This is a genomic window from Micromonospora sp. NPDC005254 (assembly GCF_042872525.1).
Lineage (GTDB): Bacteria > Actinomycetota > Actinomycetes > Mycobacteriales > Micromonosporaceae > Micromonospora.
This window is the reverse complement of sequence record NZ_JBIAKM010000007.1, coordinates 234,299-260,046: the sequence shown is the minus strand read 5'-3', so window position 1 is coordinate 260,046 and position 25,748 is coordinate 234,299. Positions and strand designations below refer to the sequence as shown.

Annotated in this window: 27 protein-coding genes; 19 read left to right on the top strand and 8 right to left on the bottom strand. The window is 74.3% G+C overall.

Going from position 1 to position 25,748, the window contains the following annotated elements:
• Positions 1–70 precede the first annotated feature (70 nt).
• Together ACFYPR_RS22570 and ACFYPR_RS22565 are read right to left on the bottom strand one after the other, a co-directional pair.
• Positions 71–967: an aldo/keto reductase gene (locus ACFYPR_RS22570; RefSeq protein ID WP_387262265.1), complete on the bottom strand. Its 897-nt coding sequence runs from the start codon at positions 965–967 to the stop codon at positions 71–73.
• A gap of 73 nt (positions 968–1,040) precedes the next feature.
• The gene (locus ACFYPR_RS22565) at positions 1,041–2,327 is read right to left on the bottom strand and encodes an MFS transporter (protein ID WP_387262262.1); all 1,287 of its coding nucleotides are present in this window, start codon (positions 2,325–2,327) and stop codon (positions 1,041–1,043) included.
• A 162-nt stretch (positions 2,328–2,489) separates the two neighbouring features.
• Here ACFYPR_RS22565 and ACFYPR_RS22560 point away from each other — a divergent pair, with 162 nt between their 5' ends.
• Both ACFYPR_RS22560 and ACFYPR_RS22555 read left to right on the top strand, forming a co-directional pair.
• Positions 2,490–3,479, top strand: coding sequence for a LacI family DNA-binding transcriptional regulator (locus ACFYPR_RS22560; RefSeq protein ID WP_355065277.1), 990 nt, complete (start codon positions 2,490–2,492; stop codon positions 3,477–3,479).
• A 75-nt stretch (positions 3,480–3,554) separates the two neighbouring features.
• Positions 3,555–4,289, top strand: a complete 735-nt coding sequence (locus ACFYPR_RS22555; RefSeq protein WP_355065275.1) for a phospholipase — start codon at positions 3,555–3,557, stop codon at positions 4,287–4,289.
• A 4-nt stretch (positions 4,290–4,293) separates the two neighbouring features.
• Here the strand turns inward: ACFYPR_RS22555 and ACFYPR_RS22550 are convergent, their stop codons facing one another.
• Both ACFYPR_RS22550 and ACFYPR_RS22545 read right to left on the bottom strand, forming a co-directional pair.
• On the bottom strand, positions 4,294–5,418 hold the full coding sequence (locus ACFYPR_RS22550) for an FUSC family protein (RefSeq protein ID WP_355065273.1): 1,125 nt from the start codon (positions 5,416–5,418) through the stop codon (positions 4,294–4,296).
• Positions 5,419–5,620: 202 nt separating this feature from the next.
• Positions 5,621–6,250 (bottom strand): TetR/AcrR family transcriptional regulator, encoded by a 630-nt coding sequence (locus tag ACFYPR_RS22545; protein ID WP_387262255.1) that lies wholly within the window; start codon positions 6,248–6,250, stop codon positions 5,621–5,623.
• Between the two features lie 66 nt (positions 6,251–6,316).
• Between ACFYPR_RS22545 and ACFYPR_RS22540 the strand changes: the two genes are divergently transcribed.
• The 17 genes from ACFYPR_RS22540 (at position 6,317) to ACFYPR_RS22460 (ending at position 22,050) form a co-directional block, all read left to right on the top strand.
• The gene (locus ACFYPR_RS22540) at positions 6,317–7,480 is read left to right on the top strand and encodes an FAD-dependent oxidoreductase (RefSeq protein ID WP_387262252.1); all 1,164 of its coding nucleotides are present in this window, start codon (positions 6,317–6,319) and stop codon (positions 7,478–7,480) included.
• 194 nt (positions 7,481–7,674) lie between these two features.
• The gene (locus ACFYPR_RS22535) at positions 7,675–8,490 is read left to right on the top strand and encodes an LppM family (lipo)protein (RefSeq protein WP_387262248.1); all 816 of its coding nucleotides are present in this window, start codon (positions 7,675–7,677) and stop codon (positions 8,488–8,490) included.
• Positions 8,491–8,633: 143 nt separating this feature from the next.
• Positions 8,634–8,969 carry a hypothetical protein gene (locus tag ACFYPR_RS22530; protein ID WP_355065267.1) on the top strand — a complete coding sequence of 112 codons (336 nt, stop codon included), beginning with the start codon at positions 8,634–8,636 and terminating at the stop codon, positions 8,967–8,969.
• An 11-nt stretch (positions 8,970–8,980) separates the two neighbouring features.
• Complete coding sequence (locus ACFYPR_RS22525; RefSeq protein ID WP_354862837.1) at positions 8,981–9,589, top strand: glycine zipper family protein; 609 nt, start codon at positions 8,981–8,983, stop codon at positions 9,587–9,589.
• Positions 9,586–10,284 carry a carboxypeptidase-like regulatory domain-containing protein gene (locus tag ACFYPR_RS22520; protein WP_355065263.1) on the top strand — a complete coding sequence of 233 codons (699 nt, stop codon included), beginning with the start codon at positions 9,586–9,588 and terminating at the stop codon, positions 10,282–10,284. The genes ACFYPR_RS22525 and ACFYPR_RS22520 overlap by 4 nt, the downstream gene beginning before the upstream one ends.
• Before the next feature lie 23 nt (positions 10,285–10,307).
• Positions 10,308–11,543: a phage tail sheath subtilisin-like domain-containing protein gene (locus ACFYPR_RS22515; RefSeq protein ID WP_355065261.1), complete on the top strand. Its 1,236-nt coding sequence runs from the start codon at positions 10,308–10,310 to the stop codon at positions 11,541–11,543.
• Between the two features lie 3 nt (positions 11,544–11,546).
• Positions 11,547–12,029 (top strand): phage tail protein, encoded by a 483-nt coding sequence (locus tag ACFYPR_RS22510; protein ID WP_354862842.1) that lies wholly within the window; start codon positions 11,547–11,549, stop codon positions 12,027–12,029.
• Positions 12,030–13,272: 1,243 nt separating this feature from the next.
• On the top strand, positions 13,273–13,404 hold the full coding sequence (locus tag ACFYPR_RS22505) for a hypothetical protein (protein ID WP_363939500.1): 132 nt from the start codon (positions 13,273–13,275) through the stop codon (positions 13,402–13,404).
• A complete protein-coding gene (locus ACFYPR_RS22500) occupies positions 13,404–14,306 on the top strand; it encodes a hypothetical protein (protein ID WP_387262244.1) in 903 nt (300 codons plus the stop codon). The genes ACFYPR_RS22505 and ACFYPR_RS22500 overlap by 1 nt, the downstream gene beginning before the upstream one ends.
• The gene (locus ACFYPR_RS22495) at positions 14,303–15,895 is read left to right on the top strand and encodes a contractile injection system protein, VgrG/Pvc8 family (RefSeq protein ID WP_387262241.1); all 1,593 of its coding nucleotides are present in this window, start codon (positions 14,303–14,305) and stop codon (positions 15,893–15,895) included. Before ACFYPR_RS22500 ends, ACFYPR_RS22495 begins: the two co-directional genes overlap by 4 nt.
• Positions 15,895–16,233 carry a hypothetical protein gene (locus ACFYPR_RS22490; protein WP_354862849.1) on the top strand — a complete coding sequence of 113 codons (339 nt, stop codon included), beginning with the start codon at positions 15,895–15,897 and terminating at the stop codon, positions 16,231–16,233. Before ACFYPR_RS22495 ends, ACFYPR_RS22490 begins: the two co-directional genes overlap by 1 nt.
• The gene (locus ACFYPR_RS22485) at positions 16,230–16,661 is read left to right on the top strand and encodes a GPW/gp25 family protein (RefSeq protein ID WP_354862851.1); all 432 of its coding nucleotides are present in this window, start codon (positions 16,230–16,232) and stop codon (positions 16,659–16,661) included. Before ACFYPR_RS22490 ends, ACFYPR_RS22485 begins: the two co-directional genes overlap by 4 nt.
• A complete protein-coding gene (locus ACFYPR_RS22480; RefSeq protein WP_387262238.1) occupies positions 16,658–19,294 on the top strand; it encodes a putative baseplate assembly protein in 2,637 nt (878 codons plus the stop codon). The genes ACFYPR_RS22485 and ACFYPR_RS22480 overlap by 4 nt, the downstream gene beginning before the upstream one ends.
• Positions 19,275–19,832: a phage tail protein gene (locus ACFYPR_RS22475; RefSeq protein ID WP_355065247.1), complete on the top strand. Its 558-nt coding sequence runs from the start codon at positions 19,275–19,277 to the stop codon at positions 19,830–19,832. Before ACFYPR_RS22480 ends, ACFYPR_RS22475 begins: the two co-directional genes overlap by 20 nt.
• Positions 19,829–20,761: a hypothetical protein gene (locus ACFYPR_RS22470; RefSeq protein WP_387179720.1), complete on the top strand. Its 933-nt coding sequence runs from the start codon at positions 19,829–19,831 to the stop codon at positions 20,759–20,761. The genes ACFYPR_RS22475 and ACFYPR_RS22470 overlap by 4 nt, the downstream gene beginning before the upstream one ends.
• Entirely contained in the window at positions 20,758–21,216 is a 459-nt protein-coding gene (locus tag ACFYPR_RS22465) for a hypothetical protein (protein ID WP_355137383.1), read from the top strand. Before ACFYPR_RS22470 ends, ACFYPR_RS22465 begins: the two co-directional genes overlap by 4 nt.
• 81 nt (positions 21,217–21,297) lie before the next feature.
• Complete coding sequence (locus tag ACFYPR_RS22460; protein ID WP_387262235.1) at positions 21,298–22,050, top strand: hypothetical protein; 753 nt, start codon at positions 21,298–21,300, stop codon at positions 22,048–22,050.
• A gap of 95 nt (positions 22,051–22,145) precedes the next feature.
• Here the strand turns inward: ACFYPR_RS22460 and ACFYPR_RS22455 are convergent, their stop codons facing one another.
• From ACFYPR_RS22455 to ACFYPR_RS22440, 4 genes are read right to left on the bottom strand one after another with little or no spacing between them, the layout of a single operon-like run.
• A complete protein-coding gene (locus tag ACFYPR_RS22455; RefSeq protein ID WP_355137385.1) occupies positions 22,146–23,120 on the bottom strand; it encodes a PmoA family protein in 975 nt (324 codons plus the stop codon).
• Positions 23,117–23,866, bottom strand: coding sequence for a hypothetical protein (locus ACFYPR_RS22450; protein WP_387262232.1), 750 nt, complete (start codon positions 23,864–23,866; stop codon positions 23,117–23,119). Before ACFYPR_RS22450 ends, ACFYPR_RS22455 begins: the two co-directional genes overlap by 4 nt.
• The gene (locus tag ACFYPR_RS22445; protein WP_387262465.1) at positions 23,850–24,749 is read right to left on the bottom strand and encodes a carbohydrate ABC transporter permease; all 900 of its coding nucleotides are present in this window, start codon (positions 24,747–24,749) and stop codon (positions 23,850–23,852) included. Before ACFYPR_RS22445 ends, ACFYPR_RS22450 begins: the two co-directional genes overlap by 17 nt.
• A complete protein-coding gene (locus ACFYPR_RS22440; protein ID WP_363941924.1) occupies positions 24,749–25,732 on the bottom strand; it encodes a sugar ABC transporter permease in 984 nt (327 codons plus the stop codon). Before ACFYPR_RS22440 ends, ACFYPR_RS22445 begins: the two co-directional genes overlap by 1 nt.
• Positions 25,733–25,748 lie beyond the last annotated feature (16 nt).

The following is a 25,748-nucleotide window of genomic DNA, read 5'->3' as shown; positions in this document are numbered from 1 at the left end:
GAAGTTATCGGCGCGACACGCCGGCATCGATGGCAATAACTTCATGATCACCGGGGGCGGGGGTCAGGGGTCAGGGGAGGCGGTTCAGGTCCTCGGGGGTCAGGCGTAGCGCGGCGGCGGCGATGTTCTCCCGCAGGTGGGCCGGGTCGCCGGTGCCGGGGATCGCGAGGACGTGCGGGCCCTGGTGCAGCGTCCAGGCCAGGCGTACCTGCTGGGGGGTGACGCCGTGGGCCCGGGCGACCGCCTCGACGGCCGCGCCCGGCGCGGCGCTCGCACCCGCCTCCCGACCGGTGCCGGCCAGCGCGAAGAAGGGCACGTAGGCGATGCCCCGCTCGCCGCAGGCGCGGACGAAGGCGTCCTGCTCCCGGTACGCGTCCAGGCCGTAGTTGTTCTGCACGCAGACCACGGGCGCGATGCCCGCCACCTCGTCCACCTGCTCGGGCCGGACGTTGGACAGCCCGAGATGCCGGATCAGCCCGGCGGCGCGCAGCTCGGCCAGGGCGCCGAACCGCTCGGCCAACGGCACCGCGCCCGGCCCCCGGCCGAGCCGCAGGTTCACCACGTCCAGCCGGTCGCGGCCGAGGCGTCGCAGGTTCTCCTCGACCTGGGCGCGCAGCTGCGCCGGGGTTTCCGCCTCGCTGAATCCGGTCACCGGGTCGTAGCCGAAGCCGACCTTGGTGGCGATGACCAGATCCTCGGGGTACGGGGCGAGCGCCGCCCGGATCAGCTCGGTGGCGTACCGGGCGGGGCCGGTGCCCACCCGCAGGGTTCCGCCGGGCGAGACGTAGAACGCGGCCGTGTCGATGTGGTTGACGCCCCACTCCACGGCGCGGCGCAGCAGCGCGATCGCACGCTCGCGGTCGGGGTTCGCGGTGATCCGCATCGAGCCGAAGCCCATCCGGTGCACGGTGCGGTCGCCCAGGGTCCAGCTGCCCGCCGCGGCGGCGGTGATCTCGTCGGTTGGCATCGGGCGACCGTAGCCAGCGCGGGCGCGCGACGCACTCGGCCGCGCACCCGATACCGCCACGCCGCGATCGGGGTTAGTTTTTCTGTGCTGCCGGAGCCTGCTCGTCGGCTGCTGCCGGAGCCTGCTCGTCGGCTCGCGGCGGGCGCAGCGCCGGCACCAGCGCCAGCGTCGGCAGGAGCAGCAGCGGCACCACCAGCAGCGCCCGCAGGGTGCCGACGTGGTCACCGAGCAGGCCCAACAGCGGCGGCCCGCCCAGGAAGGCCGTGTAGCCGATCACCGCGACGACGCTGACCCGCACCGCCGCGTGCGCCTCCTCGTCGGCCGCCGCGCTCATGCCGACCGGGAAGCCCAGCGACGCGCCGAGGCCCCACAGCGCGACGCCGACGATGGCCACCGGCCCCGAGCCGGCCAGCACGGCCAGGCCGGCGCCGGCAGCGGCGAGCAGCAGGGTGCCGCTGAGCACCGGCACCCGACCCCAGCGGTCCAGCGCGATGGTGCCCGCGGTGCGCCCGATGGTCATACCCACGACGAACACGCCGAAGACCGCCGCTCCGGCCGCCTCGCTCAGGTCCCGGCCGTCCACGAAAGCGACCGCCAGCCAGTCGTTGGCGCTGCCCTCGGCAAACGCGGCCACCAGCACGAACAGCCCGATGAGCAGGGTGCGCGGCTCCCGCCAGGCGGCGAGCTGGGCCCGGCGGCGGCCGGCCGGGCTGGTGTCCGCCGTCTGGTTGCCCGCTTCGACGCCCGGTTGGGGCAGGAACATCCGGGAGGCGAGCACGGTGCCGACGAGCACCACCACCGCCACCGCGGCGAGGTGCGCGCCGACCGGCACGGCCAGGCGGGCGGCCCCGGCGCCGAGGCCCGCGCCGGCCACCGACCCGAGACTCCAGGCCGCGTGGAAGCGGGGCATGACGGTACGCCCCAACCGCCGCTCCACCGTGGCGCCCTCGACGTTCATCGCCACGTCGCAGGCGCCGGAGCCGTAGCCGAAGGCGACCAGCCCCAGCCCGACGACGACGGACGACCCGGCGACCGTCGCGCCCAGCCCGGCCACGATCAGGCCGACCGCGACCAGCACGGTGGCGATCGTCACGGTGCGGGCCGAGCCGAGGCGCTGGGCGAGCAGCCCGGAGGTCGGCATGGCGAGCAGCGCGCCCACGCTCATCGCCAGCAGCAGGAGGCCGAGGCGCCCGGCGGAGAGATCCAGCGCCTCGCGGACGGCCGGCACCCGGGAGAACCAGCTGCCGACTGCCAGGCCGTTCAGGGTGAAGGTGACGGCGACGCCGTTGCGGGCGAGCCGGACGACCCGTGCCGGAACTGTGGTGTCCGGGGCGACGGCCGGGCTGGTGGGGGCGCTCACAGGGCTGGGTCCTCTTCCTCGGGGTGATCTCCTGGCACGATCGCACACCTGAGAGCGCTACCACCACAAGCGGGTTAGCCCCCTTACCGGAGACGCGCAGGCCGGGGGATGATTCCTGGCAGGCGTACGCCCGCCCCGGGCGGGCGCCGGGGGGAGGGCACGATGACGGCAGCGGCACACCGGCCAGCCACTCTGGAGGACGTCGCCCGGGCCGCCGGGGTGTCCCGGTCCACGGCCTCGCGGGTGATCGCCGGGACGGGGTTCGCCTCACCGGCCGCTCGGGAGCGCGTGGTGACGGCCGCCGACCAGTTGGGTTACGTGCCCAACCCGGCCGCCCGCGCGCTGGTGCGCGGCGGCGGCGTACGTCTGGTGGTGGCCGTCGCGGGGACCAGCGCGGCGGTGTTGGACGACCCGTACGTCCACCGGGTGGTCGGCTCGGCCGCCCGGGTGTGCGCGCCGGCCGGCGTCGGGGTGGCGCTGCACTGGCTGCCGCTGGGCGACCCACGCGGCCTGGACCGGCTCGCCGCCGACCGCAGCGTGTGCGGCGTCGTGCTGGTCAACACCACCGAGGCCCTGCTGGACGCCGTACCCCGCTCGCTGCACGGCCGGGTCGCCTCGATCGGCATCGGCTCGGCCGTGGTGCCGTCGTTCGACGTCGACAACACCGCTGGCGCCGGCGCGGTGCTGCGCCACCTGTACGCGACGGGCCGCCGCCGGATCGCCATGGTGACCGGTCCGGCGTGGCTGCCGTGCTCGCAGCGCCCCGTGCAGGCGTACCGCCACCTGATGCGCCAGGCCGGCCTACCCGAGCGGGTGGTCGACGGGGACTTCACGGCGGCGCGTGGCCGGGCGGCGGCCGGCGAGGCGCTGCGCCGCTGGCCGGACGTCGATGCGATCTACGCGATCAGCGACGAGACCGCGCTCGGGGTCATCGCGGCGCTCCGCGAGGGCGGTGTGCGGGTGCCTGGTGACGTCGCGGTGGCCGGCTTCGACGACATCCCGCTGGCCGGCATGACCGCGCCGGCGTTGACCACCGCGAGCCACCCCGTGGGCCGGATCGCCACCGCGGCGGCCACCGCCGTGCTGGCCGGCCGCCCGGCCGCGCCGGCGACGCTCTTCCCGTCCGCCCTGGTGACCCGCGACAGCGCCTGAGCTGGCCGCCGGTTAACCGGCGGCCGGTCGGGTAACCGCCTCGCACCTTTCGCCGACCGCGAGGAGTGGTGGCCCGTGTCCGACTCCGCGCCGCCGACCGGAGCGTCCGCGCAGGGTCCCCGGCACGGCCGGTTGACCACCCGCCCGCACCCGCCGGTGGTGTCGGGTCCCACCGGCCTCGTGCCGCTGCCCGGCGGCGACGGCGGCCGGCCGGCGATGGCGTACGTGCCGGAGCCGGCGGCCGACGGCGCCGCGTACCGGCTGGTGGTGCTGCTGCACGGGGCGGGCGGCTCCGCGCGGCAGGGCCTGGACCTGCTGCTGTCGGTGGCGGACGCGCATCACCTGCTGCTGGTCGCCCCGCAGTCGTCGGGGGCCAGCTGGGACCTGCTCGCCGGAGGCTTCGGGGTGGACGTGCAGCACATCGACGCGCTGCTGGCCAGCGCGTTCGACGGCTACCCCGTCAGCGGTGTGACGCTTGGCGGTTTCTCCGACGGGGCCTCGTACGCCCTCTCGCTGGGCCTGGCCAACGGCGACCTGGTGGACGCGGTGCTGGCCTTCTCCCCCGGCTTCGCCGCGCCGCCGCGCATCCGGGGCCGGCCGCGGATCTTCGTCTCGCACGGGGTGGACGACCGCGTCCTGCCGATCGACGTGTGCAGCCGCCGCTTCGTGCCGCACCTGCGTGGCCTCGGCTACGACGTCACCTACGAGGAGTTCCCCGACGGCCACGACGTCCCCGCCCCGATCCGCGCGAGCGCCACCGGATGGCTCACCGCCGGCACCGGGCAAGACCCGAGCGCAGGGACGCGGTGAGGGGTCACACGACGGGCAGGCCGAGGGCCTCGTCCACGCGGGCCAGGACGGCGGCGTCGTCGTCGGGGTGCACGCCCCGCAGCAGGTCGATGGCCGTCGCCCGGATCTGACCGATGATCATGGCGAGTGGGAGGGTCTGGGTCGACCCGAAGAGCTGCCCGGCCGTGCGGACGGCGGCCAGCGCCGCCTCGTCCGCCCGGACGGCGTGCTGGTCGGCGGCCTCCTCCCGCCCGTCCAGGTCGGCGGCGAGCGCCGCGCCGGCCTCCCGGACCGCCTCGACCAGGCAGCGCAGCGCCTCGCCCAGCTCCGGCGGCGTCGGGGTCCGCAGTCGACTGAGCGTCACCCCGGCGCGGGCCAGCACCCGGACGTTGCGGACCACGTAGTCGGTCTGCCGGATCGACTCGTCCACGGACCGTAGCCGGCCGATGTGCCGGCGCCGGCGCACGTTGAGCCGCAGCGCCTCACCGGCGGCGAGCACGCCCTCGCGCAGCCCGTCGACCCGGGCGTCCATGCCCCGGGCCCGCGTCAACGCGGCCATCGCCGCCGACTCGTCGCGACCGTCCAGCGCGTCGGCGATCCCGCCCACCAGGCCGGCCAACTCGTCGAAGGTCCGCCGCACCTCGGCGACGAGGGGGGCGAGCGGGTGCCGGGCGTCGACGAGGAGGCTGACCGCGAGCGCGAGCGCGCCGCCGACCAGCGCGTCGACGAAGCGGAACGGCACCAGCGACCCGTCCGGTGGCGCGACCACCACCAGGTAGAGCGCGGAGACAGCGGCCTGGACCAGGGTCACGCCGGTGGCGCCGAAGGCGACCGCGAGCAGGACGGTGAGCAGGATGACGGTGCCGACCGTCCACGTGGTGCCCGGGCCGAGCGCCTGCACGACCAGGTCTGCGACGAGCACTCCGGCGGCCACCCCGAGTACGACCTCGACGGCCCGCCGGATCCGCTGCCCGCGGGCCTGGCCGAGCACGATCAGCGCGGCAGCCGGCGCGAAGAAGGGCTGCGGATGCCCGAGCAGGCGGGTGGCGAGCAGCCAGGCCACGGTCGCCGCGACGGTCGCCTCCAGCACCGGCCGCCAGCCCTGCCGCAGCCGGTGAGCGGCGACCCGCAGGCCCCCGAACCACGCCATCGCCCACCTCCGCTCACCTCGACCGCACGCCGGGGGTCCATGATCGCCCGCGCCCTTCCGGCGGCCCGGAGCGCCCCTCGCGATCGTTCACCATCGCGCGATCGACCCGCTCACCGGGCTGCGCGACGGTCGCCGCGCCGTCCTGCCGGGCTCGGTGGTCGACCCGCCGTACGCGCTGCGGGTCGGCGCACCGGCCCGAGGCTCAACTGCCGGTCAAGGCGCGCAGCAGCGTACGGACGGCGCCCGCGAGATCGGCGCGGCTGGCCGGGCCGCCGGGGGGCGGGGCGGTGAGCGCGCCGGCGCCGACCAGACGGTCGAAGAGCAGCCCGTCGACGAAGGCGACGAACTGGTCGCCCTGCCGGTCGGGATCGGTGGCCCCGGCCCGGGTCAGCAGGTCCCGTGCCTGTGCCCGCATGCCGGTGCCGTGGTGCAGGATGCCGCGCAGTTCGGGGCGGTGGACCGCCTCCAGCAGACAGGCGTAGCGGGCCAGCGTTCGGCTGCGTCCGGTGCTCAGCCAGCGGTCGAGAACCTCGGCCACCCCGGCGGCGAGCCGGTCGAGGTCGTCGCCGTCGAGCCGGGCACCCGGCGTCGGGGAGGGCGGGCCGGTCGGCAGGTCGTACGCGGCCAGGTCGGTCCGTTCCCGCTCGGCGAGGCGTTCCACCACCGCCTCGATCAGTGCCTGCCGGGTGCGCAGGTACGCGGAGGTGGTGCCGGCTGGCAGCCCGGCGCGACCGTCGACGGCCCGGTGGGTCAGCGCCCGCATCCCGCCGTCGGCGATCAGCTCGATGGCGGCGTCGGTCAGCAGCGCGATCCGGTTGGCGCGGGCCGTCACGGGTCTCCTTCGGCGTCGAGGTCCGCAGGTAGTATCACTCTTCTACAGATGTAGAAGGGTGGGGACATGGGCGAGCCACACGCGGTCGTGGTCGGCGGCGGCATCGGCGGGCTGAGCGCGGCCCTCGCCCTGCACCGGCACGGGTGGCGGGTGACCGTGCTGGAACGCGCCCCCGAACTACGCGAGGTGGGCGCCGGGCTGACCCTGATGGCCAACTCGCTGCGCGCCCTGGACTCCCTCGGTCTGAGCCCGGCGCTGCGGTCCAGCGCGCACGCCGAGGCCCCCGGCGGGATCCGGGACCGGCGGGGCCGGTGGCTGTCCCGGGTGGACGCGGCGGAGATGATCCGGCAGCTCGGCACCAGCGCGCTCGGCATCCACCGGGCCACCCTGCACCGCATCCTGCGCGAGGCGCTGCCCGCGTCGTCGCTGCACACCGGAGCCGAGGTCGAGCACGTCGAGTCCGAACCCGACCGCGCCACGGTGCGCCACCACGGGCCCGACGGCCCACGAACCCTCGACGCCGACCTGGTCGTCGGCGCCGACGGCCTGCACAGCCGACTGCGCACCCAGCTCTGGCCGGAGATCCCGGCCCCGGTGTACGCGGGCTCGACGGCCTGGCGGGCCGCCGTCGCGTTCCCCGACCCGATCCCGACGGCGATCACCTGGGGCCCGGCTGCCGAGTTCGGCATGGTGCCGCTCGGCGAGGGCCAGGTCTACTGGTACGCGGCACTCAACGCTCCGCCCGGTGGCCACGCCCCGGACGAGCTGGCGGCCGTACGGGACCACTTCGGCGCCTGGCACGAGCCCATTCCCGCGCTGCTGGCGGCGACCCCACCCGGGGTGGTCCTGCGCAACGACATCCACCACCTGGCCACGGCGCTGCCCTCGTACGTGCGGGGACGGGTGGCGCTGCTCGGCGACGCGGCCCACGCGATGACGCCGAACCTCGGGCAGGGCGCCGGGCAGGCGATCGAGGACGCGGTCGTGCTCGGCGCGGCCTGCTCCGGCGGCGCAGAGGGGCTGCCGGCCGCCCTGGCGGCGTACGACGAGCAGCGTCGCCCCCGCAGCCAGGCCATCGCCCGTGCCTCGCTGCGCGCCGGCCGGTACGGCCAACAACTGCGCAACCCGCTCGCCCTCGCTGTGCGCGCCGCCGCGCTGCGACTGATCCCGGCCGGCGCCGTCCTGCGCGGCATGACCCGGCAGGTCGACTGGCGACCACCGGCGGGCTGAGAGAGCGGCCACCCAGCCGGCCACGATCATCGACTCAGCCCGGGGTCGGGCACACCGGGACGCAAAACTCCAGTTTATTCTTTTGCGCCGCTTCCCACCTCGGTCGAATACGACAGTGCGCCGGTACAATCGGCGACTGCCTTGTGACCGATCGCTGACTGCTCATGGTGAAAGCGATCACACACACTGAGCGCATGAACAGGAGCGTCAACCGCGGTAGGGCACTCCGCGTCGCGGTGTGCCTCCTTCTTCTCGCCGCGTTGAGCGGCTGCATGCAACTCAACATCGGGCTCACCGTCAACGCCGATGACACGGTCGACGGGCAGTTGCTGCTGACCGCCCAGAAGTCCCTGCTGAGCGCCCGGAACAAGAACATCCCGGCGGCCTTCGCCGAGCTGCGGCAGAACATTCCGGCGCTGCCGCCGGGCGAGGAGACCAGCTACGAGGACGGCAAACTCTTCGGCACCCAGATCAGTTACCGCAGGGCACCGCTGGCGAGCTTCGACAGCGAGAGCGTCAAACTGGTCCGAGACGGCGACTTCTACCGTTTCACGTTACCGCTGGACCCGAAGAAATACGGCGGGAAAATTGCCCAGCAGAATCCTCAACAACAGCAGGCTTTCCTCAAGCTGATGTCGTTCGAGATCTCGGTGACGTTTCCCGGTCGGGTGATCGACACCAATGGCACCGTCAACGGCCGGTCGGTCACCTGGAAGGTCGACTCCAACCAGGACAAGCCGATCGAACTGCGGGCCGTCGCCGAGGCCCCGCCCCGCCCCTCGGCGTCACCGGCAGCCGCCGCCTCCGACTCCGGCGGTTTCCCGTGGTTGCTGGTCGGCGGCGGCGTACTCCTGCTGCTGGTGCTCGCCGCGGTGGGCGTACTCCTGCTGCGCCGCCGTCGCCCGACGGCGCCGGCCGCACCCGGCGCGACCGCACCCGGCGCGACCGCACCCGGGCCGACTGGGCCGACCTCGCCGGGCCCGCCCGCCGGCGCTCCCGGGCCCGGCTGATCCATCCGGTGGCCGGCCCCGCCGGCCACGTCCGGCCCCGGCCGCCCGCGACGACGGCGACCGGCGCCGGTGCTCCCCCGCGGAGCACCGGCCCTCACCACCACCACATCCCGGTCGCACCATCGCAGAAAAGGGGGATCGCCGTGAACGATCTCTTCACCTGGGCCGCCCTGGGGACCATCGCCGGCGCGAGCGCCGCCACCCTGCTGGCCACCAACGTCATCGGCGGGCTCATCGGCCCGAGCGGCGACAAGCTCCGCAAGTGGATCGCCATCGCCATCGCGCTGCTGCTGTCCTACCTGACCGCGGCCTTCGCCGACGACGCCGGCGGCGAGAAGTGGGTCATCGCGTTCTTCAACGCGCTGGTGATCTTCTCTGCCGCGCTCGGCGTCAACCAGTTCCCGCCCGGCAACCGGCAGGCGACGCCCACCCAGCTCGCGAGCGGTCGCGAGCCCCGTGTCTTCCGCTCGTGGGTCTGAGGAGTGACGTCATGATCTTCGGAATTCTCAGCGCGGCGATCCAGGTGGGTCTCGGCGCCGTCCTCGGCCTCCTGGCCGGCGGCCCGGTCGGCCTGCTCATCGGCGCCGTCGTGGGCCTGCTCATCGGCGCGGCGTTCGGCTGGGCGGTCACCTCCGCCGGGGTGTACGCGCCGGACGCCCGCGGCATCTTCCTCTTCGTCGTCGACCACACGTGGAGCCTGCTCAACACGATCGTCGGGGCCATCTACCTGGCCGTGCACCTGATCTTCGGGCACTCGCTGGACCGGCCCACCTCGGCGGGCAGCGGCCGGGTCAGCGTGGTGGAGGGCGTCTCACCCCGCTACGCCACCACCATCGGCACCGTCTGCGCCGGCTCCAGCTCCGGCATCCAGCGCCACGAGGACGTGCACATCTTCCAGGCGCGTCTGCTCGGCCCGCTCTACATCCCGCTGGTGCTGGCGAACTACGTGCTGTTCACCATCGCGCCGGTCTGGCTGCTCTACCACGACCACACCAACGCGCCGATCAACCGGTTCACCCGCTACTTCGAGATCGGCGTCTACCCGCACGTGTGGAACGAGGCCATCGCCTACCGGATCCAGGGGACGCCGCCGCGATGACCACCGACGGGCGCGGACCGATCGAGACGGCCACCGCCGAGCTGGCCGCATGGCTGACCGGCGTGGCGGGGCAACCCGTCCCGATCGGCCCGCCCCACGCGGGCGTCGACGCCGACGGGCTGACCCTGTGGCCGTTGGAGCTGCGCCCGGCCCAGCAGACGCGCTCCAGCGGCGCGGTCCGCGAGCCGTACCGGTTCACGGTCCGCTACCTGCTCTGCGTGGCCGGGCCGGCCGGGCTGGCCGTCCTGGACCGGGTGCTCACCGCCGCGACCAGCGACGGCAGCTACCCGCTGGTGCTGGAGGCCGGCGACGCCGCGCTGTGGAACGCGTTCGACGCCGCGCCCCGACCGGCGCTGCTGATCGACGTGCCCACGCAGGTGGAGCACCCGACGCCGGCGGCGCCGCCGGTCCTGCAACCGCTGCGGCTGCGCCAGCTGTCGATGCGCACCCTCGCCGGCCGGGTGGTCGGCCCCGCGGACCAACCGCTCGCCGCCATGCGCGTCGAACTGCCCGGCACCGCGTCCGCGACCCGCACCGGCCCCGACGGCCGGTTCCTGATCGCCGGGGTCCCGCACGACCCCGAACACCCCGGCCCGGTACGGCTGCGGCTCAGCGGGCGCGGTCTCGTGCTCACCGCCGACGTCGACGCCGGCGAGGACGACATCGTCATCGTCTGCGCACCACCGACCCACTGACGCCCACCCGCACAGGAGGACCGATGCCCAGCTACTTCTCCCCCGGCATCTACGTCGAGGAGGTCCCCAGCGGCGCCCGACCGATCGGACCGGCGAGCACCAGCATCGCCGCGTTCGTCGGCGTCGCCCCGAACCGCGGCGCCCACCTGGGCAAGGCGGTACCGGTCAACAACTGGACCGAGTTCCTGCGGCTCTTCGCCGACGGGAACCAGATCGAGAGCACCCCACTGGCCCGGGCCGTGTTCGGTTTCCTGGACAACGGGGGCGCCCGATGCTGGGTGGTCAACGTCGGCGAGGGCGGCGCCATCACCGGCACCGGCCAGCGACGCGGTGGCCTGCAACTGCTGGAGGCCATCGACGAGATCTCCATCATCGCCGCTCCGGGCTTTTCCGACGTGGTGTCCCACGAGGCGCTGCTCAGCATGGCCGAGCGCACCCGCACCATGGTGGCGATCTGCGACCCGGCCCCGGACATCGACGACATCTCCGCGCTGACCCGGGTCGCCACCCCGTCGTCCGGCAAGCCGCCCAAGCCCGCCGAGGGCGCTGCCGGCAGCGCGGGACCCGGTGGGTCCGGCGGCGGCGAGGGACCGGCGTACCGGCCCCGGCAGTCCGAGTTCGGCGCGTTCTACTACCCGTGGATCGAGGTACGCGACCCGATCAGCGGAGAGCTGGAACTCACCCCGCCGAGCGGGCACCTCGCCGGCATCTGGGCCCGCACCGACGCCCTGCGGGGCGTGCACAAGGCGCCGGCCAACGAACCCGTCCGCGGCGCGGTCAACCTCGGCTACCTGGTCACCCGCCCGGAGCACGACGTGCTCAACCCCAAGGGCGTCAACGTGATCCGCTACTTCGCCGGCGAGGGCATCCGCGTCTGGGGCGCCCGTACGCTCGCCGCCGAGGCCAGCGAGTGGCGCTACCTCAACGTACGGCGGCTCAGCATCGCCATCGAGCAGGCCATCGCCAACGGCACCCGCTGGATGGTCTTCGAGCCGAACGACTTCACCCTCTGGCGCTCGATCCGGCGCGACATCGGGGCGTTCCTCACCCGGGTGTGGCGCGACGGCGCGCTGCTCGGGCGCAGCCCCGAGGAGGCGTTCTTCGTCAAGTGCGACGAGGAGACCAACCCGGTGGACGTCCGCGACGCCGGCATGGTGATCGCCCACATCGGCATCGCCGTCGTCAAGCCCGCCGAATTCGTGGTGTTCAAGTTGAGCCAGTGGGCCGGCGGCACCGAGACCGAGACGATCGGAGGCTGACACATGCCCACCACAGCCACCCCGCAGCCGGGCGCCCCGGTCGACCCGTACCGGGCGTACAACTTCCGGCTCCTCATCAACGGCGTCACCAACGGCCACTTCACCGAGATGAGCGGACTGGAGGTGAACATCCCCGGGCAGCCGTACCGCGAGCACGGCCCCGGACCGACGCGGATGGTCCCCGGCCAGGCCGAGTACGAGCCGGTGACCCTGCACTTCGGCCTCACCGCGTCCCGCGAGCTGTGGGACTGGGTGAACGCCACCGCCCAGGGCACCCTCAACCGCCGCAACGTGTCGGTGGTGCTGCTGGACTCCGCGGGCACCGCCGAGGTGCTGCGCTGGAACCTGATCGACGCCTGGCCCACCCGGTGGCGCGGGGCGCACCTCAACACGGTCAGCCACGAGATCGCCATCGCCTCGCTGACGCTGCGCTACGAGGGCCTGGAGTTGGAGACCGGCGGTGCCGCCGCGCCGACGCCCGCGTAGCTGGCTGGCCGGTCGGCTCCGCTCCGCGGCCGGCGCGGTGCAGCGCCTCGCCGGACTCGTCGAGAACACCGGCGTACCCCCGGCGCCTCCGGCGCAGGTGCCACGTCGTCTCGGGGAGCCGCCCCAGCACTGGCTGAACCTGGTCGCCGCACACGCCCCCGGCCTGCTGCGCGAACTGGACCTCGACGCGACCCCTGGCGGCGTCGAGCAGACGCCGGGCCGCGACGACCGGCAGGACGGCCGGGGAGAAGGTGGCCTGCCGTCGACCACTCAGGCTCGCCCTTACCAGGTCGAGGGAGGAACCGGCTCTGCCGATGAGAAGAGCCGGCGCCTCGCCGAGCGGGCCGGCCGCCGCGCTCGCGGCCCGGCCGCCCAACCCGACGACGACGCACGCGGCGTCCGGGCGACCGGTACGGCGGACGACCTCGGCGCGACGGGCGGCCCGAGCACGGTAGGCGGCCCCGGTGCACCCGACGGCCACGGCCTCAGCAGGACGGCCGGCCTCGGCGGGAGAGACGGCCTCGGCCGGACAGCCGGTCTCGCCGGGACAGCCGGCGTCGCCGGGACGGGCGGGTCAGACGTGCTCGGCGGGTCAGACGTCCTCGGCCGGACGGGTGCGGTGAGGGCGGACGGGAGATCGGAGGGATGGCGGCCCTCGGGCCGGGATGGGAGGTCGGGTCGGGTGCCCGACGCCGGCCCGGACGGTCGACCGGGCGGCTCGGGAATCGGCGGCGTCAGCCCTGGTGGCGATTCCGACGCCGCCACCCACCTGCCGGGCGGGCACGGCGGGAAGGCGGCGTCCTCGCTGGCGAATCGGCGCTGGTCCGGCCGGATACTGGATCGTTGGCCCTCGCGCCCGTCATCGTGGCGGGGCGCGGCGACCCGGACGGCCACGGCGGCCGCACCGATGGGACCGGCACGACGTGACACCCCGACCACCGACGCACGCAACCCGACCCGGGCAGGCGTGCCCGCCGCCCCGCCCCCGACTACCCGGCGCGGCTCCCCGCCCGCGATCGTCGAGGAATTCGGCCCCTCCAGGGGCACCTTCCAGCCACGATCCACTACCGCCCCCACCGCCGTCGGCGGGATGGCGAGGGGCGGCGCTGGCAGCGGGTTGTGGCCCGCCCTACCGGACGATCGCGCACAGCAGGGCGGCGTACGGGCCACACAGCCCGCCGAGCCCGACCACAGCCACCGCGATCAACGCGAACCGAGTGCCGGGCAATGGTCGGTCGGCACGATGTTCCCGGCGTCCACGGCCGTCGACCCGTGGCCGGAACTGCCGGACGACGCTCCGCTGTGGACGGTGCCCGGGGCGGCGCTCGACGCCGGTCACGTGGACCGCCTGGATCGGGAACAGGCGGGCGGCTGATGGAACGCGTCGCCTTCCTCATCGACTCCTCCGGGGAGCGGGTGGACTGCCTGCTCAACCCGGAGACCGTGCAGGTGACCCGGCTCGCCGGCGTACGTCATCGGGGCGCGGGCGGCGGGCAGCTCACCGGGTCCGGACTGGCCGACGACCCGCTGGTCTTCACCGGCGGCGGCCGTACGGAGCTGGTGCTCGACCTGCTGTTCGACGTCGACTTCGTCCAGGCCCAGGTCCGCCCCACCGACGTACGGGTGCTCACCCGGCCGCTGTGGATGCTGGCCGAGAACTCCACCGCCGAGCACGGGTGGCTGCGTCCGCCGCTGGTCCGGCTGGTCTGGGGTAAGACCTGGAACGTGCCCGGCGTGATCATCGCGGTGGCCGAGCGGTTCGACGCGTTCACCGGCACGGGCTCGCCGCGGCGCTCCTGGCTGCGGCTGAAGCTGGTCCGGGCCGCCGAGACGGCCGACCAGGCGCAGGCGGGATTCGCCGAGGAGCTGGCCGCGGTGAGCACCCCGGCGGCCGCCCCGGGCAGCGCCGTGGTCGCCGCCGGTGACGGTGCCGCCGAACCGGGTCGCTCCGGGGTGCGCTTCGACCTGCTGGCCAACGACGCGCTCGGGTCGCCGCTGCGGTGGCGGTTGCTGGCCGAGCACAACCGGATCACCGACCCGCTCGCGGTGCCCGCCGGCACGACCCTCGCGGTCCCCACCAGCGCCTCGGGCGGTGGCGGGCCGGAGTCGACGTTGGCCGGGATGGCGCGGGCGGTGGCCGGCGCGGTGGGCGCCGGCGCGTCGTTCGTGGGCGCCTCGATCGCCACCGCGAGCTGGGCCACGCCGACCGGCACGACGACCGCCAGCACCAACCCGGACAGCACGCCGCTCGGCACCGGCCCGGGGAGTACGCCATGACCAGCGTCGCGCCCCGCGCGCTGACCGTTTCGCTGGACGGGGTGGAACTGAACGCCGCGGCCCGCCAGCGGGTCCGCTCGCTGCGCGTGGCCGCTCGACTCGACCAGCCGACCCAGGCCGAGCTGGTGCTCGCCACCGCCGCCGGGGGTGGCGCTCTCGACCCGGCGGCGCGGCCGGGCACGACCCTCGACGTGCGGCTCGCCGATCATCCCGACGCGCTGTTCACCGGTGAGGTGACCGCCGTGGAGGTCGAGTACGCCGCCGACGGCGCGGCCGTGCTGCGCCTGCGGGCGTACGACGCGCTGCACCGCCTGCGCAAGCGGCAGGACCTGCGGGTCTTCACCTCGGTGACGGCGGCGGAGCTGGCCCGTGAGCTGTGCGGCGAGGTGGGGCTGACCGTGACGGCGGAGAGCGACGGGCCGCGACTGGAACGGCTGCTTCAGCACCGGCACAGCGACCTGGAGCTGCTCCGGGAGGTCACCGGCCGGGCCGGGCTGCACCTGGCCGCCGACGGCGACGACGTCCGGCTGATCACCCTCGCCGGCTACGGGGAGCCCGTCGCGCTGAGGTTGGGCGCGGGTGTGCACACCCTGCGACTGTCCACCAACGCCGACCAGGCCAGCGGCGCCAGCGCCGCGCTGGGTTGGCATCCGCAGCGGGCCGAGCCGATCAGCCAGCAGGCCGACGAGGCGCGCTGCGGCCGACCGGCCGGTGACCGGCCGGACCCGGCCGACGTCGGGGCGGACGGGGTACGCACCGCCGTCGACCAGCCGGGGCGCAGCGACGACGAGTTGGGGGCCCTGGCCCAGGCGCGACTGGACCTGCGCGCCGCCGCGCTGGCCACCGCCGAAGGGCTGGCCGAGGGCGATCCGGCGCTGCGGCCGGGCCGGCGGATCGACCTGACGGGTGTGCCCGACCCGCTCGCCGGGGCGTACGTGCTGACCGAGGTGGTGCACACCGTGGACGGCGACGGGCACCTGACCCGCTTCTCCACCGTGCCACCGCCCGCTGCCCCCACGACGGCGGGCGGCGCGGTGGTCACCCTGGGCACCGTCACCGACGTGGCCGACCCCGACGGGTTGGGCCGGGTGCGGCTGACCCTGCCGGCGTACGGGGACCTGGACGCCGGCTGGCTCGGCGTGCTCTGTCCCGGTGCGGGACGCGGCAAGGGCCTGGTGGCGCTCCCCGATCCGGACGACACCGTGCTGGTGGTGCTGCCCGGTGGCGAGCCCGCCTCGGGCGTCGTGCTGGGCTCGCTGTTCGGCGCCGTCGAGCCGTACGACGCGGGTGTCGACGACGGGAAGTCCCGCCGCTGGTCCCTGCGGACCGCCGGCGGGCAGTCGATCGTCGTGGACGACGTCCAGCGCAGCCTGCGGCTCGCCACCGAGGGCGGCAGTTGGCTGGAACTCACCCCCGACCTGGCCACCCTGCACGCGGCGAGCGACCTGGTGATCTCCGCGCCGGGCCGGGCCATGGTGGTCCGCGCCCGCAGCGTGGACTTCCTGCACGCCGAGGCGCCCGAGGACGCGACCACCGCGGCGCAGCAGGCCCGTTCGCTCGCTCGCGCCCATCACGAAGGAGGCGGCTGATGCGCTGGATCCACCGCGACTCGGTGATCACCTGCGACCACGACGGCCGGGTCGAGAACCAGCCCTCGCAGCTCTGGGTGACCGTCACCGCCGTGCCGGTGCTTGTGGACGACGACCCGGAGGGACGAAAGATCATCGCCTGCCCGAACTACGGCCCGACCATCAAGCCGTGCGCGAAGACGCTGACCGTCCGGGTCGGCTACAGCGACTGGCTGCGCGTCGACGGGCACCGGGTGGTGCTCTCGCACCTGGAGGGGTTCACCGACGGCACACCGCCGGGAGCGGTCCACCACACCGTCCGCGACCCGCGCCAGCAGTTCCTGGGGGCGGACCGATGAGGGCGTTCCGTTTCGTCGGCGCGGGCTTCGACGCCGGCCGGGGCGGCGGGCTGGCGCTCACCGCGGCCGGCGGCCTGGCCATGACCGAGGGCGACGAGAGCGTACGCCAGGCGCTGTTCCTGTTGTTGTCCACGACGCCGGGCGAGCGGCTGATGCGACCCGGGTACGGCTCCCGGCTGCACCGGCTGGTCTTCGCGCCCAACGACGACACGACGGCCGGGCTGGCCATCCACTACGTCCGGCAGGCCATCGCCCGCTGGGAGCCCCGGGTGGAGGTCATCGACACCGACGCCGGCCCGGACCCGGACGACGCGTGGCGGCTGGTGATCCGGCTGGACTACCGGGTGCGGGCCAGCCTGACACCCGGGCAGCTGGTGTTCTCCGTGGACCTGCTCCCCGCCGACGACGAACCGGGAGGACAGTCATGACGCTGCCCGTGCCGCACCTGGACGACCGTGGGTTCCTCGACCTCGTCACCGAGGCCCGCGAGCGGATCCAACAGTCCTGCCCCGCCTGGACCGACCTGTCGGCGCACGACCCGGGCATGGCGCTGGTGGAGGCGTTCGCGCACCTCACCGAAGTGATGATCTACCGGCTGAACCAGTTGCCGGAGAAGGCCTACGTCTCGTTTCTGAACCTGCTCGGGGTGGCGCGGCACGCGCCCACCGCGGCCTGGGCGGACGTCGTGTTCACCCGCGCCGGCACCGACCGGGACGCGGTGCGGATCCCGGCCGGCCTGCGGGTCGCGGCGGCGCGCGGCGCCGATCCCCGACCGGTCCTGTTCGTCACCACCGAACCGGCCCTGCTGGCGGCCGGGGAAGCGTCGGTGACGGTCCGCATGCACCACTGCGAGCCCGTCGAGGCGGAGCTGCTGGGTGTCGGCACCGGCCAGCCCGGCCAGGTGCTCCGGGCGGCGCACGCTCCCCTCACCCACACCGGCGAGCCGCTGGACCTGCTGCTCGGGGTGGAGGTGCCGGCCGGCTCGGTGGAGCTGGGGGTGGCAGCCCGCGAGCACGACGGCCGCACGTTCGAGATCTGGCAGCCGGTGGACAGCTTCGCCGGGCTCGGTCCGCAGGCCAAGGCGTACCTCGTCGACCGCTGCTCGGGCACCGTCACCTTCGCCCCGGCCCTCGACCTGCGACCGCCCGCCGGTGCGGGCGAGGCCGCCGGGCCGGGCGGGGCGGTGACGGTGGCGGCCGTGCCGCCGGCCGGGCGACAGGTCCGGCTCTGGTACCGGGCCGGCGGCGGTCCGACCGGCAACGTGGCGGCCGGCACGCTGACCAGCCTGCGCGATCCACTGCCCGGGGTACGGGTCGACAACCCCGCGCCCGCGGCCGGCGGCCGGGAGATGGAGGCGCTGGAATCGGTGCTGCTGCGCGGCCCGTACGAGTTCTTCGCCCAGCAGCGCGCCGTCACCGCCCGCGACTTCGAGGTGCTGGCCACCAGCTCCGGCGCGGTGGCGCGGGCCCGCGCGTTCACCCGCTCGGCCGTCTACAGCTTCGCCCGGCCCGGCGAGGTCGAGGTGGTGCTGGTGCCGTACGTGCCGCCGACGGCCCGCCCGGGCGGCCGGCTGCCGGTGGCGGTGCTGCGCGAGCACGAGGTGCCCGAGGCCCGCCACCGCGTCGAGGGCGACCTGGAACAGCGCCGGATGGTCGGCATCCGCTCGCGGGCCACCTGGGCCCGGTTCAAGGCGGTGTCGGTGCGGGCCCGGGTGGTGGTGCGCCGGGAGGAGGACGTGGACGCGGTCCGGCGACGCATCCACGACCGGCTGCACCAGACGCTCAGCCCGCTGCCCACCGCGCTCAACCCGACCGGGTGGCCGTTCGGTGAGCCGCTGCGCGCGTCCAACGTGTACCGGTTGTTGGAGCACGCCGAGCCGGGCGTGCGCTACGTCGAGTCGGTGCGGTTCGTGGTCGACGAGGCCCCCGACGCCGAGGTCCGCGCTCTCGCCGTCGACCAGTACCAGCCGCGCACCTGGTACGCCGGACGCGGCCCGGTGCTGTTCCGCTCCAGCAACGCGGGCTCCGGCTGGGAGCCGGCCGGCCGGTTCGACGACGAGACGGTGCTGCGGGTGGCGCCCGCGCCCGCGCCGGTGCGGCCGGGCATCGTCGCGCGCCCCGGCTCGGTGGCCGTGGTGACGCTGCGCGCCTCGGGCGGCTCCCGGGTGCACCTGAGCACCGACCTGGGTGAGACGTGGTCGCTGCTGACCGACCTGGACTCGCGCATCTCCGACGTGGCGTGGCTGGACCGCGACGGCGCCGGCGCGCTGCTGGTGGCGACCGACACCGGGCTGTACGAGGTGTCGCTGCTGCCCGGCGCGGTGCCGTTGCAGATCCTCGTCGATTCGTCCGACGCCGACCGGGGCTTCTACGCCGTACGCGCGTTCGTCTCCGAGCGGGGCGCTCCCGGTGTGGCGGTCGCCGCGCAGGCGGGCTTCGGGGTGTACCTGTCGACCGCCGGTGGCCGGCCGGGCAGCTTCGCGCACGTCGGCCTCTCCAACGTGGACAACCGGGTCCTCGCGGTGCAGTACGACGGCCCGGCCACCCTGCTGTGGAGCGGCGCGGGCGAGCCGGACCCGAAGAAGCCCGGCCAGGGCTGCCACCGCACCCGGCTGTTCGAGTCCGACGTGCAGTGGCAGACCGTGCAGGCCGGCTGGATCGGCGGGACCTGTCGCGACCTGGCGTTCGCCGGATCGCAGGCCCTCGCCGCCACGCAGAGCGGCGGGGTGCTCCGGCTGGACACCCTCGCGGCCCAGCCGCAGTGGCAGTCGGTGTCGGTCAACTGCGGGCTGCCGCTGCGCGACCGGACCCGGTTCGTGCCGGTGGACGCCGTCGCCGTGAGCGGCCCGGCGACCGTCGGCGCGAACGGTCCCACGGCGGGCGACCGACTGGTCCTGGCCTGCGGTGAGCGCGGCGTGTACCGCAGTGCCGACGCGGTCAACTGGACCGCCAGCGCCAACCAGGCCACCGCCGACGTGGTGACCGTCCCGGACACGTGGCTGCTCTGCTCCGGCGAGCACGACATCGAGGTGGTGCGCCAGGATGCGACGCTCGGCGATTGAGCGGCTGCTGCCCGCCGCCTACCAGCGGGCGTGCGTGCCGGGCAGCGTGCTCTGGGCGCTGCTGGACGTCATGGAGGGGCTGCACGCTCCGGACGAGGCGATCCTCGCCGAGGTGGACGCCCTGTTCGACCCGTACCGGGCGCCCGACCACCTGGTCGTGCGGTTGACCCGCTGGGTGGCGATGGACCACGTGGTGGCCTCGCCCCGACCGGACGCCCCGCTGCCGCTGCCGGTGGGCCGGCTCCGTGACCTGGTGGCCAACGGCGCGCTGCTGGCCCGGTGGCGCGGGACCCCGTACGGGATGCGCCGAGCGCTGGAGCTGGCCACCGGGTTGCCGGGGTTCGTCATCGACGAACCCGACGAGCGGCCCTTCCACATCGTGGTGCGGGTGCCGGCGGCCGCCGCCGGTCAGCTCGCCGTGATCACCCGAATCGTCGAGGCGGAGAAGCCCGCGTCGACCACCGCCGAGATCGTCGTCGCCGCTTCGCCGCCACCCAGCCCGCCGAGCGCGACACCGTCCGCAGAGGAGCCGTCATGACCACCGAATGGACCGTCGTCGCCGCCGCGTCGCAGTTCACCCTGGATGCCGCCAACCACGGCGAGCTGACCTTCACCGTCTCCAATCCGGGCCTGGCACCGGACACCGTGGTCTTCGACGTGGCACCCGGCGAGGGCAGCCAGCGGGCCTGGTTCACGGTCACCGAGCCGCAGCGGGTGGTTCCCGGGCAGGGCTCGGTGTCCTTCCTGGTCCGCCTCGCCGTACCGGCGGGCATCGCGCCGCGCCGCTACGACATGACCGGGTTCGCGTACTCGGCGAACACCGCGCCGGAGGAGAGCTCGCGCTCCAGCGGCCGGGTGACGTACGAGGTCCGCGCGGTCGCCGCGCCGAAGCGGACGCCCTGGCCGTGGATCGCCGCCGCGGCGGCGCTGGTGCTGGTGGTCGCCGGAGTGGTCGGCTACCTGCTGACCCGCCCCGACGGCACACCCACACCGGGCACGCCACGGGTCGTGACGGTGGAGGCGGAGAGCCTGGTCGACGGCGCTCGAATCGAATCCCCGGCGAAGACCGCCGCGGCGGTCGGGGCGCAACCGAACTGCTGCGACGTGACCTGGTCGGGCGACAAGCAGCTGTTCTTCGCCGGCCTGGCACCCGGCGACCGGGTGAGCGTCACGGTCGAGCTGCCCGCCGACGCGCTCTGGCGGTTCTCCACCAGGCGCACCACGTCCTTCGACTACGCCAACACCATCTGGCAGGTCGACGGGGTGCAGCTCGGCGGCACCTTCTTCGGCTTCACGCCGACGGTCGTCCTGCAGGACTTCACCGACGTGGGCACCGTCCGGCTCGGGCCGGGTCGGCACACGCTCACCCTGGTCGCGGTGGGCAAGACGCAGGGCTTCGACAGGTACTTCGCCGGCGTGGACCAGATCCGGTTCACCGAGGTGACCGGGGCGGTCGCGCAGCGATGAGCGGTCGGCAGAAGGTGGTGCTGGTGACCCTGGCGGCGCTGCTGGTGGCGTTCTTCGTCCTCGCCGTCGGTGTCTCCGGCGGCGACCAGGGCCGCGCGGACGATCCGCCGGGGGTCGTCGAGCGGCTCGGCCGGCTCGCCGGCGCGAGTACGAGCGTCGACCCGGCGACCGTGCAGGCCGACTGCGACCGCACCGGCGACGTGCTCAGCTTCGTCGGCGGCTGCGCGGTGCGCGTCGCCGACCCGGGCGAGCTGCGGACGCTGGTGCTGCGCAGTGGTCGCCCGTTCGTGGTGCGCGCTCCGGCGCCCCGCGACGCCGACCTCACCGTGCGCTCCGAGGTCGAGCCGGACGACGGCGGCGAGGCGGTCGCCCGGATTGCCGTCGACCGTGCGGTCACTGTGCTGCTGAGCTGTCCGGGAGGTGTCGGATGCACGGTCACCGTCGCCGCCGACTGACCCGTCCCCCGGCCGGGCCCGTGCCGGCCGCCGGCCCCGGCCGCGCACCTGTCGGCCGGCACGACCGCGAGGAGGCCCGACATGGGTGACCTGCGCAAGCCCTTCCTGCTGCTCGCGCTGGTCGCGGTCACGCTGGTGGTCCTCGTCGAGGTCGGATCGTCACTGCTCACCGGGGGCGGGGACGCCACCGGCGCGCTGCTGGCCGGCGCGGCGGACCTCGGCGTGGAGGTGGACGCCGGCGGAATCAGCGAGCCCTCCGGGCGGGGTACGAGCTACCTGGCGCTGATCGACGTGGTGGCGCTGTGGACCACCGGTCTGTTCTGCCTGAGCCTGGTCGTGCCCGAGCGGGTGCAGGGCCGGATCCAGGGTGTGGCGACGCTGATCTTCTCGATCCTGCTCATCCTGGGCTCGCTCGTGCTGCTGATCATCGCCTTCGTGGAGCTGACCATCATGGTGTCGCTGTTTTTGGCCGTGCCGTTCGGCACCCTGGCGTACCTGGCGTTGTGGGGCTTCTTCCCGGTGGGTGAGGCGAGCCTGCTGCTGGGGCTGGCGCTGCTGCTGAAGCTGGTCTGGGTGGTGCTGCTGCTGCTCGCCCAGCCACGGTTCGCGCAGAACAAGGGCCTCGTGCTGCTGGCGCTCACCACCCTGCTTTGCACCGTCGTGCTGGAGTTCCTGCACCGGCTCGTCCCGGTCATCGTGGTGAGCATCCTCGACGACGTGGGCGCGCTGGTCTTCGCCATCGTGGCCATCATCTGGGGTCTGGTCCTGCTGATCGGCTCCATCCCCGCCATCGTCAAGTCCGTGCGGGTGACCGCCGCCCTGCCCACCCGCTGACAAACGCGACCCCCTGTGCGGTTGATCCACACCATATCGCCGATATGGGGGCATCCAGACGCCCGGACACCCCCATGTCGGCGACCTGGAGTGGATCAACCGCTCGTTGACCTCTGTTTCACCACATGATCACCGCTCACCACGTCAACACGGGCGGAGTTCGCGGCCACTGCCGCGGCGGTGGCAGGGTCCAGGGCTCCATCGGCGACGACCACGCCGTGCCGGCCCTGCCGCTGCAGGCCAGCCGCGATGGTGACCGGCCGTTCGAAGGCGAACGCCACCCCCACACCCGGGTACATCGCGGTCCGCACGAACCACCGGTCGTCGACCCCGAGACCGGTAAAGACCAGGGTGTACGCCCGACCGTCCGGCCCGGTGCCGCAGAGCGCAATCCACGGCTCGGCGGAGCCGTTGACCGCCTCCTCCCCCGTCGCCGAGGCGCTGAACACCGACGCGGGCGAGGCCGAGACCGCCCGCCAGAAAAACCCCCCGTAGCCGGCCCCGCCGGGGCGGCCGTTGGTGGCGGGGCTGCCCAGCCGCACGTCCTGCTCCGCCGGGGCGCTGAGCGTGTAGTCCATCTCCAGCCGCCAGGCCGACACGCCGCCGGTCAGCGGAACGGCGGCGAGCCGCCGCTGCTCCGTGAGCAGCACCGACCCGTGCCGGTCGCGCCACTGCAGCCGGTGCGCCAGCCGGTCGACGGCCCGCTCGGACCAGCCGGTGTGCGCGATGACGCCGTGGTCGTCGCGCCACGTGTAGCCGACGTCGCGCACGTAGGTGCGCCCGCCCCAGAGGTTGCTGCCGTTGACGTCCTGCACGGCGAGGGAGGCGCCGAGGTGCCACACGTGGTCGGCGGGAAGCGCGTCGGTGACCACCGTGCCGCCGAGGGTGCGTACCGGGTGCAGGTACGGCCGGGGCCCGTGCCGCGCGTCCAGCGCCGGGTCCACCACGTACCGGGCCACCTCCGTCCCGCCGACCAGCAGTCGCGCCGGCTCCTCGGCGGCCGTCTCGACCTGGTCGGGGCCGGTACGGGCCGCCGCGTCACCGCCGGCGGCGGCCGGATCGGCGCTCACGGCAGCTCCGGCTGGGCGGAGACCGGCCGGGGACCGGCGACACCGGCGGAGATCGGCCGACGGCCGTCGGTGCCAGCGAGAGTCGAGCGGCCGCCGTCGACACCGGCGAGAGCCGGGCGGCCGCCGTCGATACCGGCGAGGGCCGGCCGGCGGCTGGCGACGGCGTGCAGGGCGGCCACGGTGTAGCCGGCGAGGATCGGCACGGCGGCCGGGGATACCAGGACGGCGAGCAACCCGGCCAGCGCGGTCACCCCGGTGAGCGCGGCCCAGCGGGTCGGCGCGTCGAGGCAGGCGCGGGCGGCGGAGCGGGCCGCGACCCGCCACCGCCCGCCCCCGTCGCCGCCCACCTCGACGACGACCAGCCCGGCGTACCCGGCCAGACCGGCCGCGACCAGCGCGGTCACCGCCAGCGCCGGCGGGCCGCCCGGCACCCGGCCGGCGGCCAGCGCCGCCAGGTCGGCGGCGAGCAGCCCGGCCACGGTGAGCGCGAGCAGACTGACCGGCACGCCGGGCAGCACCGCGCGGCCGAACCGGCGCGCGGTGGCCCGCGTCGACGGCCAGCTGCCGGTACGCGTCCAGTCGTGCACGGCCGCGCTGGCCGCGGCGACGGCCGCGGCGGCGGTGAGCACCGGTGCCGCGGCGAGGGTCAGCAGGATGCCGAGCAGCGCGAGGTCGGCGGCGTCACGGGCGACGTCCCGCCAGTCCCGCCGCCCGCCGGGGTCGACCGGCTCAGCCCTTGATGCCACTGGTGTTGATCCCCTCGACGAGCATCCGCTGGAAGGCGACGAAGAACAGGAAGACCGGCAGCAGCGACAGCACCGACATGGCGAACATCGGCCCGACCGCGCTCTGGCTGGTCGAGTCGATGAACAGGGTCAGCGCGACCGGCACGGTGTAGTCCTCCAGTTGGGACAGGAAGACCAACTGGCGGAAGAAGTCGTTCCAGGTCCAGATGAACGAGAAGATCGCTGTGGTGACCAGCGCGGGACGGCTCAGCGGCAGGATGATGTGCCGGAAGATGCCGTACGGGCCGGCGCCGTCGATCCGGGCCGCCTCATCCAACTCGCGCGGGACGCCGCGCATGAACTGCACCATGAGGAAGACGAAGAACGCCTCGGTGGCCAGGAACTGCGGAATGAGCAGTGGCAGGTACGGCCAGTCGCCGCCGACCAGCCCGAGCGTCCGGAACAGGATGTACTGCGGCACGATCAGCACGTGCTGGGGCAGCAGCAGCGTGCCGATCATGACGGCGAACCACATGCCGCGCAGCCGGAACCGCAGCCGGGCGAAGGCGTACGCGGCCAGCAGGCAGGAGAGCCCGTTGCCGACGACGGTGAGCAGGCTGACCATCGCGCTGTTGAGAAAGAACCGGCCGAAGCTGACGTCGAAGTTGGACCATCCGGCGGTGTAGTTGCCCGGGGTGAACCGCTCGGGCAGCAGCCCGACGTTGTTGACGATCTCCTCCTGGGACTTCAGCGACGTGCCCACCATCCAGATCAGCGGGTAGAGCACCACGACGACGATCACCACCAGGATCAGCAGCCGCAGCAGGGACCGGCCGCCCGGCCGTCGACGCGCGTTCGGCGGCGCTGTGGTCGACGCCGCGGCCGCCGGGTTCACCGCCACCATCACCGGTCCTCCCCGTCGGAGTAGTGCACCCAGAACCGTCCGGTGCTGAAGAAGATCGCGGTGATGACCGCGATGGCGAGCAGGAACACCCAGGCCATCGCCGAGGCGTAGCCCATGTTGAGGTCGGTGAAGCCGGTGATGTAGAGGTTCAGCGTGTACATGAGGGTGGAGTCGACCGGGCCGCCGGTGCCGTTGCTGAGCACGAACGCGGCGGTGAAGCCCTGGAAGCCGTTGATCGTCTCCAGCACCAGGTTGAAGAAGATGACCGGGGAGAGCATCGGCAGCGTGACGTTGCGGAACTGGCGGAACCTGCCGGCGCCGTCGACCGAGGCGGCCTCGTACAGCTCGGTGGGCACCTGCTTGAGCCCGGCCAGGAAGATCACCATCGGCGCCCCGAACTGCCAGATGGCGAGCACCATCAGCGTCTCCAGGGCCCAGTCGGGGTCGTTGACCCACGGTCTGCCGGTGATGCCGACGAGGCTCAGCAGCGAGTTGAACGCCCCGTCGCGGTTGAACATGTTGACCCAGACGATGGCCAGCGCGACGCTGCCGCCGAGCAGCGACGGCAGGTAGAACAGCCCGCGGAACAGCCCGACGCCGCGCCAGGCTCGGTTGAGCAGCAACGCCACGCCGAGCGCGGCGGCCAGCTTCAGCGGCACCGCGACCAGCGCGAACGTCAGGGTGACCCGCACCGCGTGCCAGTACGACGGGTCGGCGGTGAACATCCGTTCGTAGTTGGCCAACCCCACCCACCGCACCTCGGAGAAGGGGGTGAGGATGTCGTAGTTGGTGAAGCTCAGGTAGAGCGACAGCAGCATGGGGACCGCCGTGACACCCATCAGGCCGATGAGCCACGGCGACAGGAAGACGTACCCCGCCAGACCTTCGCTGTGCCGGATGCTGCCGGGCCCACGCCTCTCGGCGTGAGCCCGGCCGGATCCGGGGCCGCGTCGGGTCGGGTCGGGCGCCGTGGTCAATGCCACGAACAGCTCCTCTCCT